The organism is Sphingobium sp. ZW T5_29, from assembly GCF_044987515.1.
In the GTDB taxonomy this organism is placed as follows: domain Bacteria; phylum Pseudomonadota; class Alphaproteobacteria; order Sphingomonadales; family Sphingomonadaceae; genus Sphingobium.
Map to the genome: position 1 here is coordinate 183,590 of NZ_JBJDRM010000001.1, position 14,719 is coordinate 198,308.

Below are 14,719 nucleotides of genomic sequence, written 5' to 3' on the forward strand. Positions count from 1 at the left end.
GGATGGACGCATGACCGCGAGCCAGGTGCAGCCCGACCTGCCAGCCCCAGAGCCAGCGCAGATATTGTCGCAAGCGCAGATGCAATTCTTCATCCCCGCCACCGCTTCGCTGCATGAACGCAGGCCGCGGACGATGAAGCATGGCGACAGCTTCGCGGTGTTCGACCATAGCGGCGACGCCATCGCTGGACCCGGTAGCCCGGAGGGGCTGTATCACCGCGACACGCGTCATTTGTCGCATCTCTATCTCACGATCAACGGGCTGCGGCCTATTTTGCTGAGCTCCGCCCTGCGCGACGACAATGCGATCCTGACGTGCGATCTGACCAATCCCGATTTTGCGGGCGGCGATGGGCGGGTGGAGGTCGAACATGACCTGATCCACCTTCGCCGCACGCGCTTCCTGTGGGAAGGCGCCGTCCAGGAACGCATCACCATCCGTAATTTCGATGCCGAGCCGCGAACCGTCACGGTCGACATCGCCTTTGCCGCTGACTTTGCCGACCTGTTCGAAATTCGCGGCATGACCCGGCTGCGCAAGGGGGTCATGAATGAACCTGAGGTGGGCGAGGCCGATGTCCTGCTGAGCTATGAAGGCCGGGATGCGCGCACGCGCGAAACGCACTTGTGCTTTGACCCGCCGCCGCAGGAGCTGACCCACAGCCATGCGCGGTTCACGCTTACGGTCCCGCCGGGTGAGCGGGCCACGCTCTATATGCGGATCAGTTGCGAAAGAATGCCGTTGACGGGCGAACCGCTGTTGCGACCGTTCCTGAAATCGCTGCGGGATTCGATGCAGGCGCTCAAAGCGTCGCGCGCCAGGTCGGCGACCGTCCGGTCGTCGAACCAGCTGTTCAATGAAGTCGCGCGACGGTCCGTCGCCGATATCACGATGTTGTCGACCGACACGGAATATGGCCCCTATCCCTATGCGGGCATTCCCTGGTTCAGCACCGTGTTCGGCAGGGACGCGATCATCACCGCGCTGGAGATGCTATGGCTGGACCCCAGCATCAGCCGTGGCGTCCTGGGCTATCTGGCCGCGCACCAGGCGCATGAATTCGACGCCGCCGCCGACGCAGAGCCTGGCAAGATATTGCATGAAGTGCGGCATGGTGAAATGGCCGAATTGGGCGAGGTGCCGTTCCGCCACTATTATGGCAGCATCGATTCCACGCCGCTGTTCGTCATGCTGGCGGGCGCGTATCTGGAGCGCACCGGCGATATTGCCTGTCTGACGTCGCTGCTGCCCAACATCGAAGCGGCGTTGCAATGGATCGACGACCATGGCGACCGCGACGGCGACGGCTTTGTCGAATATGGCCGCCTGACCGATCAGGGCCTGATCAATCAGGGATGGAAGGACAGCCACGATTCCGTCTTTCACGCCGACGGTTCGATAGCACGAGGACCGATCGCGCTGGCGGAGGTGCAAGCCTATATCTACGGCGCGTGGACGGCGGCGGAGGCGATCTATGCGGCGTTCGGAAATCAGGAGCGCGCGATTCAGTATCGGGCGCGGGCGCAGGATTTGCGCACGCGGTTCGACGCAGCCTTTTTCGACGGGCAACTGGGCACTTATGTGCTGGCGCTGGACGGCGAAAAGCGGCCCTGCCGGGTGCGGTCATCCAATGCCGGGCACGTCCTTTTCACGGGCTTGGCGCTGGAAGAACGCGCGGCGCAGGTGGTGGGGACGTTGATGGCGCCGTCTTCCTTTTCCGGCTGGGGGGTGCGGACCATCGCGTCCACCGAGGCGCGATATAATCCCATGAGCTATCATAACGGGTCGATATGGCCCCATGACAACGCGCTGATCGCGGCGGGCTTTTCGCGTTATGGCTACCGCGCGCAGGCTGCCCGGATATTCGAAGGATTGTTCGCAGCGGCCACCTATGTCGACATGATGCGGTTGCCCGAACTGTTCTGCGGCTTCCCGCGTCGCCGCGCGCAGGGGCCGACCTTTTATCCGGTTGCCTGTAGTCCCCAGGCATGGTCAGCCGCCGCGCCGCTGTCGCTGGTCCAGTCGTGCCTTGGCCTGGGCTTCAACGTTGCGGGGGCGGAGATCACGCTCAATGAACCGGCCCTGCCCCGCTTTCTGGACGAATTGCAGCTTTACGGACTGGTGGTGGGCGAAGCGCAGGTGGACATCGCATTCGACCGCATGGGCGACAAGGTCGTCGTCAAGCCGATGGACCGGGTCGGTCGGGCCAGGGTCGTGACCGTCACCTGACCGAGCGGGAGCAGGGCAGGCATCGATCCGGTTGCATGATCATTCCTGCCTGGCTGCGAGCCAGATCGTGTGGATTATGTCCTCTCCATCGACGACGGCGGCGACGCTGACTTCTTCAACGGCAAAGCCTGCGGCTTCGAGGCGGGTGACGAAGTCGGCATCCGTATAGGCCGACCAGATTGCCAATATGCCCTGGGGCTTCAACGCGGCATGCGCCGCACGCAGTCCCCAGTTGCAGTAGAGCCGTTCATTGGCCAGGTGGATCAGCCCGTCCGGCCCATTATCGACATCGAGCAAAATGGCGTCAAAGGCGGTTTTTCCCCGGTCAATGACATTGTGCACGTCATCCATCTGGAGCGTGACGCGAGGATCGGCGAGGGAGTCTCCGAAGATATGCGCCAAGGGGCCATTGGCCCATGTCGCGATTTTCGGGATGAGTTCCGCGACCGTGATCATGGCCGTGGATGGCAGCGATCTTCGAGCCGCGCCCAGCGTAAAGCCCATGCCCAATCCGCCGATGAGAATCCGGCTGTCGGGACTGACCAGGCGTTGGCATACCAAGGTGGCAAGCGCTTCTTCCGAATGGCGAACCTGGTTTCCCATCAGTTCATTGTCGCCAAAGCGGATCGAATAATCATCGCCGCGACGCAACAGGCGCAACTGCCCGCCGTCCGGTAATTCCGCCACGTCGATCAGTTCGACGGGAATTGCCTCACCGTCGTCGGGAATTGCCAGCATCGCATTGTCCATAGTGAAACCGTCCCCGTGCCAGGCGTCGCCTGGCCCCAGTCATGGTTTGTCATGCGGGGGAAGGATTGAGAGCGATTTTCGATAACGTCGGGACGTTTTTCGAAATCAGGCCATCGGCTGCCGGCATATCCCGGACAGAAGGAAAGGATCAGAGCAGGCTACCCGATAGGATCGGGTCGAAACCTGCCCTTGCCCCTTCATTTCGTGGCATATTGCCCCGGTTCGGCGTTGAACGTGTCACGCGCGAAATTGCGCGCTGCCGTGGCCGTCTTGAAGGTTTCTTCCTGCAGGTGAGATGTCACCAGCGGATAGCCTTGAGAATTGTAGCGCGTCTCACGAACCGTGAGCCGGAAAGCACCCTCCTCATCCTTGGTGATCAAAAACGGACGGATTATTTCTCGGCTCATGGAACCTCCTGATTGCGACGCGAAAAAATCGGCGGAACTGCCCGCCGCTAATATGGTGTTCAGCCCAGCATGGCCGCGACGATCTGCTTCAGTTCGCCATTTGAGAGCGTGGCCGAACGAGCGGGCGTCGCCTGCGATTCCGAAGCTTTGCGAAAAAGCTGGCGGAAACCGGCATGGGCGATGGATTTTGGAAAGTTCATATCAATGTCCTTGCGGCTCATGCCGCGTATATCTTTATCATATTTCGCGTGGCTGCCCCGTCCAGAAACAAGCTGCCTTAGGACAAGCCGTTCAGGGACAATTCGCAATTTGGGGAGGGCGCCACAGGCGCGCTTCTGGTTGGGAAGGCCGTCAAATTGCAACATGTTCAGCACGCTCGTCAATTAACTGGATGCGCGTTTTTTCCGGGCCAGATATCGCGCATCACGCGCGGCCTTGCGCTCGGCTTCCGTCATTTCGGGCTTCACTTTTGCAGCCTTGGCGGCTTCGGCTTCAAGAGCCTGCGCGCGTTTGGCGGCCCGTTGCTCCTTGGCTTCACGCAAGGCGTTCTGGCGCTTTTCGCGCGCCGCCGCTTCCTTTGCGAGACGACGTTCGGCCCGTTCGGCCACGGCGGCCTCATCCACGGGCGCCTTTTCAGGCAATCGTTCGAGAACCTCTGCCCGGGCACGCGCGGCTGCGGCGATGCGATCCTGGAAGTGAGGCTCTTTATATCTTTTCATGCAGAGAAATTTCCTGTTTCAATCTCGTTCGGTTGCTGGTCGGGCAGCCGAAGCCGCCCGATGCGCTTCAGGCTGCCTGAAGGTTGACAGCCGATGTCTTGCCGCGCTGATCCTTTTCCAGATCATAGGATACGCGCTGATCCTTTTCGAGGGTGCGCATACCGGCACGTTCCACCGCAGAGATGTGGACGAAGGCGTCGTCGCCGCCGCTTTCCGGTGCGATGAAGCCATAGCCCTTGTCGGCGTTAAAGAATTTGACTGTTCCGGTGATCATGTGGGTCTCCAATATCCCAAGTAAGAAAGGGACACGCGATCATTCGCGCGCCCGGCTTTAAGAAGCAAATATGGGACAAAGAAGAGCCGAACCGGCCCAATATCCGTCAAAGCGCGACGTTCAGCAAAATTGCAATAGCATAGGTCGGACGAAATTCAAAATCGGCGGAGCACGCGGCGTCACCCTGACGGCGTCCAGCCAGGCCCGACGGGGCGTGATGGGCTCAGGTTCAGGGCCTATACGCCCCTTCCCTGCCCCACATTGCTCCATTCCACATTGCGGGTGGCGTACATCACGCTGGCCAGGGCGATCAGCAGCAGCACCGAACCGATCAGGAGCGACCATGCTTCCAGATTGAGCAGCACGAAGAGCAATGCATAAAGCCCGACCAGCAACGCGCCGACGAACCGACCGCGTCGCCAGCTTCGCAGCACAGCGGCGCTATAGGCCGACAGCAGGCCGATGATCGCGCCTGCCCCCACTATATAGGCGGCGGTGAAGCCGATCACTTCGGCAAAGGCGAGCAGCAGCACGAAAAACAGGACCAGCGCCGCCCCGGTCAGCAGATATTCCGCTGCCGCCACCCGCGCCCCACCGACAATGTCGAACAACAGGAACGCGAGGAAGGTGAAGCCGATGAACAGGAAGCCATATTTTACCGACCTGTCGACCTTGGAATAAAGGTCGATCGGTTCGACAAGGCCGACGGTCACCGCCCGCGAATTGCCGCTGACTGTTTCCAGCGGCTGGCCAGCGCCCCGGCCCCCAGCAGCCGCGCCGCTGTCGACGACGGCGGTCATCGCATAACCGGCGTCATGATCCACAAGCGGCGGGCCAAGTTCCTCCATGCCCACGGGTGGTTGGCCGAGCGCCAGTTTGTCGACCGCGTATCGCGCCGTAAAGCCGCTGTCCGCGATGTCCCGCTTTTCGGGCAGGAACGCCCCGCCAAAGCTGGGGCTGGGCCAGGTGGACGATATGTCCCAGACCGTCTTGCCGCCCCTGGGCACCAGGCTGAGCGACCGGCTTCCTCGCAGTCCGAAGTCATAAGTCACGGCCAGCTTCCCGTCGCCGGACCATGGCAGGAAGGCGAAGAATCCTTGCCCGCCGGTCGACCCCGGCCCCTTGCCCGGCTGCACGGCCAGCGCCTTGCCATCGGCGGCCAGCGATCCTCCGCTGGTCAGCCCCCGCGCGTCCGAAGCGCCTACGCGCAATTCTGCACGATCCCACAGCAGGCGGTCGGCGGTGACGCCGAAACGCGGCAAGTCGGACGGCAGCACGAAATGAGCGGTCCCCTTGATGCGCGCATCGTAAAGGACGCTGCGATATATCGACTTGCGGCGCTCTTCCGGCCTGACCACGGTCGTCACGACATTTTCAACGGGGGAGATGTAGAGCAGTTTTTCGATTTCGACGGCGCGGGACACCGCCTGACCGTTGACCTGTTCCTGCTGCATTTGCGTGACACGGAACGGGACGACGATAACGGGACCAGCGATAATCTGCGGCCCGCCCCAGCCCGCGTTAATCGCGTCCTGTGCCGTCTGCGACTGGCTCTGCCGATCCCACACCAGAGCATATACCAGCATCAAGGGGATGATGAGCGCCAGCGCGACCAGCGACGCGAATAACAGCTTGATACCGGGCGACCGTGGCTTGCGCGCCTCGCCAGATGAGCTTTCGGTCAATGGTCGCTCCTGCATCGATTTATCAATATCTTGAAATGGGTTGTGCAACCAGGATGAGGAGAAACGCAATCCCCCTTTGCTTGGTGGCCACTGGGCCGCAGTCGAAAGGGGCATTTTGAATATCATTAATGGGTAAGACTTCAGCGCACCGGACGCAGGGGTCATTCTGGACTAGCTTCCCGGAATGACGACATATGCGGCCTGGTGGAATTTCACGGTGGGGCACTGCATTTCATTGCGCCAACGCTGCGTGCGGTTTGCGCAGCGACCTGCCGTTCGCACCGCCCTGCACCTGACGATCGGCGCCATTTTCCTTTGGCTTTTCCTGCGACAGGTTAATTTAGGCCACGCAATTTCCGCTGTTGCGGGTGCCGCCATTCTGCCGCTCGTCATGGCACTGGTCGCCTATGCGGTCGATTTCCTGCTCCGCGCGTTGCGTTTCTGGATGCTGTTGCAGCAGGCGTCTGCCCAGCGCCTTCCCTGGCGCGCCGTGCCGGGGCCGTTCATTGCCAGCTTCGGCATCAGCGACCTGCTGCCGTTACGAGCGGGAGACGTGTTTCGCCTGCTGTGGTTTCAGCGGCAAATGGGACTGCGCCCCAGCATCGTCCTGGGTTCGATGATGATTGAACGCTTCCTGGATCTTTTCGCCCTGCTGATACTCGCTATCGCCATTTTGGGATGGCATCTGGGCGATGCGTGGATGCTGTGCCTGGGGCTGCTGGCTTTACTGGGCGCAGGCGCAGGGGCGCTGATATTTATCGGCGCCATTTTGTCAGGGCGAGCCGATGGCATGCGTTGGAAGTGGCTGGCCGGACTGGTCGCGGCCTTGGGCTGCTTTCACTCGCTGCGTTCGCCCCGATTGCTTCTGAACCTGACCGGCATTTCGTTGATTTGCTGGCTGCTGGAAGCGGTGGTGATACTGGGCGCATGGGTTAGCCTGGGGGGAGCGATCGGCCAATGGGTCGCACCGATGGCGGCATTTGTAGCGAGCACGCTGGGCACATTATTCCCCGGCCTGCCCGGTCATTTCGGCACGTTCGAATTGTTCGGACTGGAAGCATTTTCCCGCGTCGGCGTGGCGCCTGACTTTGCCGCCGCCGTCCTGCTGTTGGCTCACATGCTCCTGTGGGCGCCGACGGCCCTGTTCGCGATCCTGTGGCTGATGCTCAACCGTTCAGGAAAGGCGGCGAAGTAGCCCCAGCGCCTGCTGCCCGATCAGCGAACGATGAGCAGAAGCGCCCTTGCGGGAGGCGCGGTTGGCGCGGAACCAGTCGTAGCTTTCTGCCAACATGTCCGCATTGGAATGACGCGGTCGCCATCCCAGCGCCTTTAGCGGTTCGACATCGAACCAGCAGTCGCGATGATATGTCCGATATTGCCAGGGCACGAGCGGAGACAGCCGCGCCGTGCGCAGCAGTCCGAGCGCCGCCATGGCTGGGGCGACCGGCAAACCTGTGATGCGGGAACGGCTACCCGCATAGGCGATCAACCCTTCCAGATCTTCGCGCAATGTGCCGAAGCGGTCCGTCCCAACATTATAGATGCCGTCCTGCCCTTGCGAAAGCGTGAGGAGGATGGCGCTGATCAGGTCATCGGCATGGATGAACTGGATGCGGTTATGCCCGTCGCCGATGATAAACAGGCGGCGTCCTTCGGCGATCCACTGGAAGAGGATCTGATATATGCCAAGCCGACCTTCTCCCAGGGTCGCGCGCGGGCGGATGATGATGCGCGGAATGCCTGCGCGGCCGCAAATGTCCGTCACCAGTTGCTCACCGGCAAGTTTGGAGCGGCCATAATGTTCAAAGGGCCGTGGCACAGTATCCGCGGTGATCGCCCCGACTGGCGGCAGGCCGAAAACAGCGGTGCTGCTGACGTGGACGAAGGCCCCGACGCCTGCGCGGACGGCTTCTTCCGCAACGATGCGCGTTCCTTGCACATTGACCGCGTCATAGGCGCGCCCGGCCTCGGCCTGCGCCACCAACGCGGCATGATGGTGGACCACATCCACGCCCTTCATCGCGCCAGCAACCACTGCCCGGTCGCAAATGCTGCCCTGATGAAACACTATCCCTTCAGGAAGGTCGGGGTCGCGGATCAGGTCGAGGATGCGCACGGCTTCCCCTTCTTCGGCCAGCCGCCGCGCCAGGCGCGCGCCGATGAAGCCGGAGCCGCCGGTGATCAGATGAGTCCTCAAACGAAGCGCCTTTCTATCGCGTGCAACGCATTGCGATGCGCGATCGCCATGACCGATCCCTGCGGATTAGCGATGGTCGGTCCGCACATTAACGAAGCATCCGCGATCCGTAACCCGTCGGCGTCATGCACACGGCCCCAGCTGTCGGTCGCGCTCCGCCGCTGGTCCTCCCCCATGGGGCAGGACGCAAAGACATGGACGGACGTGAGCATGGCCGACTTGCGGGGGAGGTGCTGGGGCAAGGCAGCGATCCCTGCCTCCGAACGGAGCAAGGGCAGCCCCGGAATACAGGGCTGAACCGCTTCCGCCCCCGCCGCGAACAACGCCATCACCAAATGTTTGAGGCCATCGTACAGACTATCCAGGTCCGCTGCGTCATGGCGAACCGTTATCAGGGGATCGCGGATCCCCGGCAGGCCGCGCACCCGCGCATGGCCGCTGCCATTTTGCACATAGTAAATGCCCATGCGCGACGCATCATTGGCTATGTGCGCCCGCATTTCGCCATTCCCGGCCAGCGCAAGCGCCAGCAGCGCGGGCGAACTGATGGAGCAACCTATGCCGAAGCGCGGTTCGAACATCTTGATCTGGTGCACCGGATCGGGATCGCCGGGGCGATTGACCGGCCTGTCGAACAGGGCCACCGCCTTCAGCATCGGATGAAAGCGCAGGCTGTTCCCGATATTGTGCCGGAAACCGGATCGACGGAGAAGAGCGGGTGTCTGCACCGCGCCGCAAGCGACGAACAGCGCGTCGGCATCGATCGACATCGGCCTGCCCTGATGCGACGTGCGGACTTCCCAGCGATGGCCGGTCCGGCGGACACGCACGGCGCGGGTATCGGCCAGCAATCGTCCGCCCGCGCGAAGAAATCGGGGAATGATCGTCGCACTCATCGACTGTTTTCGTCCAGCCTCATAATCAAATAGCCGGGGCGCGCGGATCGCATCCCAGCCCAGGCGCGCGGCTCCATCGCTTAACCGCTGAGATGATGGCGGGGCGTCGCCGGGTATATCGGCCACGCCGACCCTTGCCTCGCAGGCTTCGAAATGCGGCGTCATCGAAGCGGCGGTCAGGTCGTCCACCTGAAAATCCCTGGCCCATTGTTCCAGGACATAAGACGGCGTGCGATGATACAGGCCGCGATTGACCTCACTGCCACCACCTACGCAGCATCCTTCCATATAGCTGATCGAAGGATTGCCGAAGGCGAGGCTCAATCCCCTGTTGCGATATTTGCTCAGGATTTCCCGGCCCGAATAATGGGCGCAGGAATCAAGCGGCAGGTCCGGCCCTTCTTCCACCAGCAGCGTGTCGTGCCCCGCCTCTGCGCAGAGCAGAGCCGTGATGGCGCCGCCGGGACCTGATCCCAGAATTGCGACCTTGGCGCGCTGGCGATCAGTCATTTCGCGCCCCGTCGGGCCAAAGGCCGAACAGCGACAGGCTGACGTAAAATGTCATCAGCATGCGGGCGGGGCCAAGGGAGGAACGCTCCCATGCCTCGATCAGCCGCTGTCTCTTTTCCGGGGGCAAATCGTGAAAATACGCCCGCTGCCCAATGAGCGGCCAAGCGTCGAACATCAGCGTCGCCGCTCGCAGGGGTGGGCGAAGATAGGCGGGCAAACCGGCGAAGCTTTCCAGTACGAACGCGCTCGCCTGCCGGGCAGTGTCGCCGGGTCGCCGCTCCCGATTGGCGACGGTGTCGGCAATGGCGCAAACCGTCGCATCGAAATCAGGCAACATCATTGAATATCGGGTCATGAAAGTGCCGGAAATCCCGGCCGCGGATCAATGCGCGGACGCCAGCGCGGCGTGCGGCTTCGCCGTCGCGTTCGTCGCGATCGCCGATCATCAGTGTCCGTTGGGGAACGGTCTTTGCCTGATCCATCAGCCAGACCAGACCGACGGGGTCTGGCTTTAGCCGCCCCACATCTTCGGCAGTCACGCAATAATGGGCCGACAGGTCGAGTGCCGCCAGCTTTGCCTGCGCTGCATAGTCGGACAAGATCGCGACCATGTGGCTGCTTGCGAGCCGCCTGAACAGCGCCCCCGCGCCCGGCGTGCGATAGTCGCGCAGCATGGCGAGTGGGCGTTGTTCCATCCAGTCGGTCACGGTGGCGCGCACGAAGTCGGGGCTTTGGCCCGGCAGGCGATATTGTGCGACGGTAAAGTCGGTCGTCACCGCATGGGCCAGGGATTCACGTTGCCGCCGAAATGCGGCAAGCGTCCGCACCACCGCCAGGCTGCGTGCGCGGATCGCTTCCCGCGCGAGCAGCCCCGCCATCCGGCGTCGCAGCGGCGGCTGGTCGTAAAGCGTCCCGTCCATGTCGAACACGATAAGGTCCAAGCTGTCCCAAGGGATAGCGATGCTCATAGCCCGACCCGCAGGAAGCTTGGCTCCGACAGGCTATTGAGGAACGGCATGTCGACAAAGGTCAGCACGGTAAGCGATCCCACGACCACGAACGACGCCAGCATCAGCCGCCTGGAACGAAACAGCCGTTCCGGGCGCGCCGCCACGGAATCCGGCAGCATCGCGAGCCAGAAATAGCTGGCGAACAGCACCGCGATCAGGGGAAGAGCGAAAATATATTCCTGCCGATATTTGATGAGGAACACAGCGAGGAAGAAGGCAGACAGGATCGCATAGAGCAGGCAGGACACCGCCAGATTTTCCGCGGTATAGCGACCGAAAGACCGGCGATAGCGAGGCAGCAGTTCCGCGCCCCCACGCGCAGTGATGTCGCGATACTCGGCCAGGCGCTTCGCCGCCATCAGGAACGCGCCGCCCATCCAATAGGTGAGCAGAAGGCTGACCGGCGGAACGGTGTGGGGCGCGATCATGCTCCATCCCAACATCAGGCGGATGGGATTGTTGATGCTTTCACTCAGCACGTCGAGATAGACGCGATCCTTGGTCCGCACCGGCATGACATTGTAGACCAGGCCGGACAGCACGAAGGCGATAGCCGTCCAGGCGAAAACGATGCCCAGGTTCATGGCCAGCGCAAGGCCAGCGATCACGAGCAGCATATATTCGGCATAGATGATCGGCGCGGACAGGCTGCGATGAACCGCCGTGCGCGCGGATTTCAATGGATGATAGGCATCGAATTCACGGTCGAGCCATTCATTGATGACGTAATTGGCCGAAGCGATGGCCACCGCGCTCAACAACCCCAGGAAAATCCTGAACGGTCCCGCCTGAACCACAGGATGAAGGAGCACATAGGCCAGGATCATGCCGGGCAGAATGAAGACATGCTTCGTCATATGGTCGAGGCGGGCTATGGCGACATAGTCGCGGAAGCGGCCCCGCGACGTTGGGATGGGTCCAGCAGTCATCGCCTTGTCAATCATTGCTGCCTCTCTTCTTTTATAGCCCGCTGATAGATTGTCCCGTCTTCCAGTTTCGCGACCGGAACGAGGTTCAACTGCCTGATCAATTCTTGTTCAGACGCCATGTAGAAGCGCCAATCGATGGTGTTCAAAAGCACCACATAGGCATTGCCGCGCGCGAGAGCCGTTCGCGCTCCGGCAAGTTGCGCCTGATAGGGGAAGTCGGGATCCTCTCGACCGGTGCGCAGCATGATGTGCGCGGGAATGTCGCGCGCGGGACGGCGCAGCACATAGCCGATGGCGTCGGAGCCGTTTGAATAGAGTATGGCGTCGCGCGGCAACCTATCCACGGCGGCAAGCGTAGGCGAGCGCGCCCAGTCAAGGGAGGCGAAACCGACGCCTTCCTGCCATGCCTGGTGCACGCGAACGGCGCTGCGCAGGCCGTGACTGACCAGCATCACGCAGGCAAGGCCGATCAGCGCGCTATGCAGCCACCTGATGGCAGGGTCGGCGATTTTCACGTGCGCCATCGCAATCGTCACCGCCATGATGCTGGTGCAGTAGATCGGAAAGGCGTAGCGACCGTTGAGGTGCAGGTTGGTCTCAATCGCGGTGGCGAGCACCATGAAGCCCAGATAGGTGAAGAAGAAGAAGCCCAGCGGAATGGCGATCAACGACGGTTCCGCATGACCTTTGGCGGCCCGGTCCAGAACGCTGCGGGCATGGCGGACCAGGACAAGCAGGCTGGCCGACATCGCCATCAGGAACAGGATGCGCCGTATCACGGTCGGCACTTCATCGGGCGCTATCCATGCGGCCAGGGCGTTGAAGCTGAGCCACCATTCCCTGGCGGTCATATTGCCCAGCCATTCCATGGGACGTCCCGTCGATCGCCCGCTGACTTCAGCAGCGATAATGGCCCAGCCCAGGAAGATGACTGCCGAGGGAATGAAAATGCGGGCCACGTCCGCGACCCGGCGTTTGGCATCATGGCGCGGATCGACAATCAGGAACAGGGCGATGGCAGCGCCCAGCGCAGGCGCCGTGAAGCGAACGAGCGACGCCAGCCCGATGCCAACGCCCACGGCGATCAGCCAACGCGTCTCACCACTTTGAACATAGCGCAGGAAAGCCAGCAACGTCGCCATGATCACGGTCAGGAACAGCGGTTCCGACATGGCCAGCCCATGAAGCGCCACAGTCTGCGGCGCGATCACGACAAGCGCGGTGCCAAGGGCGGCATAGCCCGTCCGACCGGTCGCCACGCGAAGGATATGCCAGGTCAGGAAAGCGTTCAGCCCGCTGAGAACCAGTCCAATTCCCCAGGCGCCAACAACAATGTCCAGGCCGCTCAACGCCACAAGATGCAGAATGGCGGCATAGGCAGGCGCGTCCCAGGGCGTTGCCGCCATGTTCATATAGCGCGCACTGTCGGGCCATATCCCGATCCCCTGATGGGTGGACAGCAGGAACAGCAGGACGGCCAGCAGCGGAAAGCCCACAGCCCAGAAACGATCCGGGTCAGCTTTGGCCTTCACTTCCGTCAGCGTTTGGGATGGAGCGGACATGTCCATCATCCTTTCACCCGGCTGGAAATGATCCGCTTCACATTGCCAGCGACGAAGCGTAGCGCGGATTCTGCGATCCCGCGGCCAAGGATGTCGTCCAGTCCGTCGATCAGTTGATCGATCTGCGATTTCGTCACGATGAAAGGTGGCATGAAATGCAGCATGTCGCGCGCGCCCGGCTGGAAATGCACCATCACATCATGCCGTTCGAACAACTGCCGCGCCAATGCGCCGATCAGCACCGTCTGATAGGTCTGGAACAGCGTGCTGCCCGATACATCGACCAGCTTCGACACCATTTCCTCTCCGAAGTTGAGCCGGATCGCGCGAAACAGTCCCCGCCCCCGAACCTCCAGCAGGGTCCGCGGATATTTGGTCCGCAACTCTTCCAGCCGCGTTTCCAGATAGCCGCCCATCGTCCGGGCGTTGTCGATCAGCCCGTCTTCATACAAGGCGTTGAGCGTTTCGATCGCCACCGCGCAGGTTTCGCCAATGCCGCTGAAGGTCGAACTGTGCAGGGTGCAATCATTGCGATTGCCATAGGCCTTTGCGAACAGGGCATGAGACGTGACCATCGCGCCGATCGCCCGCTTTCCACCGCCCAGCGTCTTTGCCAGCGTCACGATGTCGGGCACGACATCTTCATGCATGAAGGCGCAGAAGCGCCCGGTGCGCCCGCATCCCACCTTCACCTCGTCGAAGATCGACAATATGTCGTTCGTCCGGCACAGGTCGGCAAATTGTGTCAGATAGCCCGGCGGGGGCACTTCGCAGGCGGTGCCGCGAATGGGTTCGATGATGGCGGCGATGATGCCGTTGCCCTTTGGCCCCGTTTCCTGCGCGATCGCCGCGCGCATCGCTTCGATATCGCCATAGGGGATATAAAGGATATTCTCCTTGGGCACGCCCAGCAGGAAGCCGCTATGCACATTGGTAGCGGTGGTGAGCGACAGCGCGCCGTGCGTCTTGCCATGGAAGGCGCCCTGCATGCACAGGAACTTGGTCTTGCCCTTCGGCGTCTGGACCCGCTCGGCCAGCTTCATCGCGGCCTCATTCGCCTCTGCCCCTGACGTAGCGAAGAAGCTGGTGTCCAGCGGGTCAGGCAGGATTTCGGCAAGATTATAGGCCAGCGCGGCCTGTAGCTTGTGCGGTGCGAGCTTGATTATATCCAGCACCGCCCGGTCATGGCAAAGCCGCTCTGCCGCTATGACGCGCGGATGATTGTGGCCCAGCCCGGCGGCCCCCATGCCGGTGGAGAAGTCAAGTATCCGCCGACCGTCGGCAAGGTGCAGCACCGTCCCCTTCGCCGCGCGCACATCCAGGTCGTCCAGACCCAGGATCGCATAGATTTCCAGCAAATGGCGATTGAGGTGACGTGCGTAGAGGCGATTGGATTCGCGCACGTCCAGGCTGAGTGCCTGGTCCAATGTCAGGATGTTGGGATTGTCAGCGAAGGTGGACGGCAAATCCGGCCTGAGTTGCGTGGCCATAATATTCGGTTCCCCTTCGCCTGAACGTCGATGGGAACATGTTTATGGTCTGGCGAAGAC

15 protein-coding genes are annotated in these 14,719 nt (G+C 61.8%); 2 read left to right on the forward strand and 13 right to left on the reverse strand.

From position 1 onward, the window contains the following. The first annotated feature begins 10 nt into the window (after positions 1 to 10). Positions 11 to 2,230, forward strand: a complete 2,220-nt coding sequence (locus tag ACI3KQ_RS00880; RefSeq protein WP_404953845.1) for a glycogen debranching N-terminal domain-containing protein — start codon at positions 11 to 13, stop codon at positions 2,228 to 2,230. A 39-nt stretch (positions 2,231 to 2,269) separates the two neighbouring features. Here ACI3KQ_RS00880 and ACI3KQ_RS00885 read toward each other — a convergent pair whose 3' ends face one another. The 6 genes from ACI3KQ_RS00885 to creD all read right to left on the reverse strand — a co-directional run bounded on the left by ACI3KQ_RS00885 (position 2,270) and on the right by creD (position 6,065). Next, complete coding sequence (locus ACI3KQ_RS00885) at positions 2,270 to 2,968, reverse strand: spermidine synthase (RefSeq protein WP_404953847.1); 699 nt, start codon at positions 2,966 to 2,968, stop codon at positions 2,270 to 2,272. Positions 2,969 to 3,177: 209 nt separating this feature from the next. Continuing rightward, positions 3,178 to 3,387, reverse strand: coding sequence for a hypothetical protein (locus ACI3KQ_RS00890; protein WP_404953849.1), 210 nt, complete (start codon positions 3,385 to 3,387; stop codon positions 3,178 to 3,180). Between the two features lie 59 nt (positions 3,388 to 3,446). After that, positions 3,447 to 3,587: a hypothetical protein gene (locus tag ACI3KQ_RS00895; protein WP_404953851.1), complete on the reverse strand. Its 141-nt coding sequence runs from the start codon at positions 3,585 to 3,587 to the stop codon at positions 3,447 to 3,449. A gap of 183 nt (positions 3,588 to 3,770) precedes the next feature. Next, entirely contained in the window at positions 3,771 to 4,106 is a 336-nt protein-coding gene (locus ACI3KQ_RS00900) for a DUF6481 family protein (protein WP_404953853.1), read from the reverse strand. A gap of 67 nt (positions 4,107 to 4,173) precedes the next feature. Continuing rightward, entirely contained in the window at positions 4,174 to 4,380 is a 207-nt protein-coding gene (locus tag ACI3KQ_RS00905) for a cold-shock protein (protein WP_404953855.1), read from the reverse strand. Between the two features lie 236 nt (positions 4,381 to 4,616). Next, entirely contained in the window at positions 4,617 to 6,065 is a 1,449-nt protein-coding gene (creD, locus tag ACI3KQ_RS00910; protein ID WP_404953857.1) for a cell envelope integrity protein CreD, read from the reverse strand. 184 nt (positions 6,066 to 6,249) lie between these two features. Here creD and ACI3KQ_RS00915 point away from each other — a divergent pair, with 184 nt between their 5' ends. Next, positions 6,250 to 7,260 carry a lysylphosphatidylglycerol synthase transmembrane domain-containing protein gene (locus ACI3KQ_RS00915; RefSeq protein WP_404953859.1) on the forward strand — a complete coding sequence of 337 codons (1,011 nt, stop codon included), beginning with the start codon at positions 6,250 to 6,252 and terminating at the stop codon, positions 7,258 to 7,260. Here ACI3KQ_RS00915 and ACI3KQ_RS00920 read toward each other — a convergent pair. From ACI3KQ_RS00920 to ACI3KQ_RS00950, 7 genes are read right to left on the reverse strand one after another with little or no spacing between them, the layout of a single operon-like run. Further along, positions 7,240 to 8,262, reverse strand: coding sequence for an NAD-dependent epimerase/dehydratase family protein (locus ACI3KQ_RS00920; protein ID WP_404953861.1), 1,023 nt, complete (start codon positions 8,260 to 8,262; stop codon positions 7,240 to 7,242). The two genes, ACI3KQ_RS00915 and ACI3KQ_RS00920, sit on opposite strands and share 21 nt — an antisense overlap. Beyond that, entirely contained in the window at positions 8,259 to 9,668 is a 1,410-nt protein-coding gene (locus tag ACI3KQ_RS00925) for an FAD-dependent oxidoreductase (protein WP_404953863.1), read from the reverse strand. The genes ACI3KQ_RS00920 and ACI3KQ_RS00925 overlap by 4 nt, the downstream gene beginning before the upstream one ends. Then, positions 9,661 to 10,023, reverse strand: a complete 363-nt coding sequence (locus tag ACI3KQ_RS00930) for a hypothetical protein (protein WP_404953865.1) — start codon at positions 10,021 to 10,023, stop codon at positions 9,661 to 9,663. The genes ACI3KQ_RS00925 and ACI3KQ_RS00930 overlap by 8 nt, the downstream gene beginning before the upstream one ends. After that, entirely contained in the window at positions 9,995 to 10,636 is a 642-nt protein-coding gene (locus ACI3KQ_RS00935; RefSeq protein WP_404953867.1) for an HAD family hydrolase, read from the reverse strand. The genes ACI3KQ_RS00930 and ACI3KQ_RS00935 overlap by 29 nt, the downstream gene beginning before the upstream one ends. Further along, positions 10,633 to 11,622, reverse strand: coding sequence for a UbiA family prenyltransferase (locus ACI3KQ_RS00940; RefSeq protein ID WP_404953869.1), 990 nt, complete (start codon positions 11,620 to 11,622; stop codon positions 10,633 to 10,635). The genes ACI3KQ_RS00935 and ACI3KQ_RS00940 overlap by 4 nt, the downstream gene beginning before the upstream one ends. After that, positions 11,619 to 13,169 (reverse strand): glycosyltransferase family 39 protein, encoded by a 1,551-nt coding sequence (locus tag ACI3KQ_RS00945; protein ID WP_404953871.1) that lies wholly within the window; start codon positions 13,167 to 13,169, stop codon positions 11,619 to 11,621. Before ACI3KQ_RS00945 ends, ACI3KQ_RS00940 begins: the two co-directional genes overlap by 4 nt. Positions 13,170 to 13,174: 5 nt before the next feature. After that, the gene (locus tag ACI3KQ_RS00950; RefSeq protein ID WP_404953873.1) at positions 13,175 to 14,659 is read right to left on the reverse strand and encodes an aspartate aminotransferase family protein; all 1,485 of its coding nucleotides are present in this window, start codon (positions 14,657 to 14,659) and stop codon (positions 13,175 to 13,177) included. Positions 14,660 to 14,719: the final 60 nt, after the last annotated feature.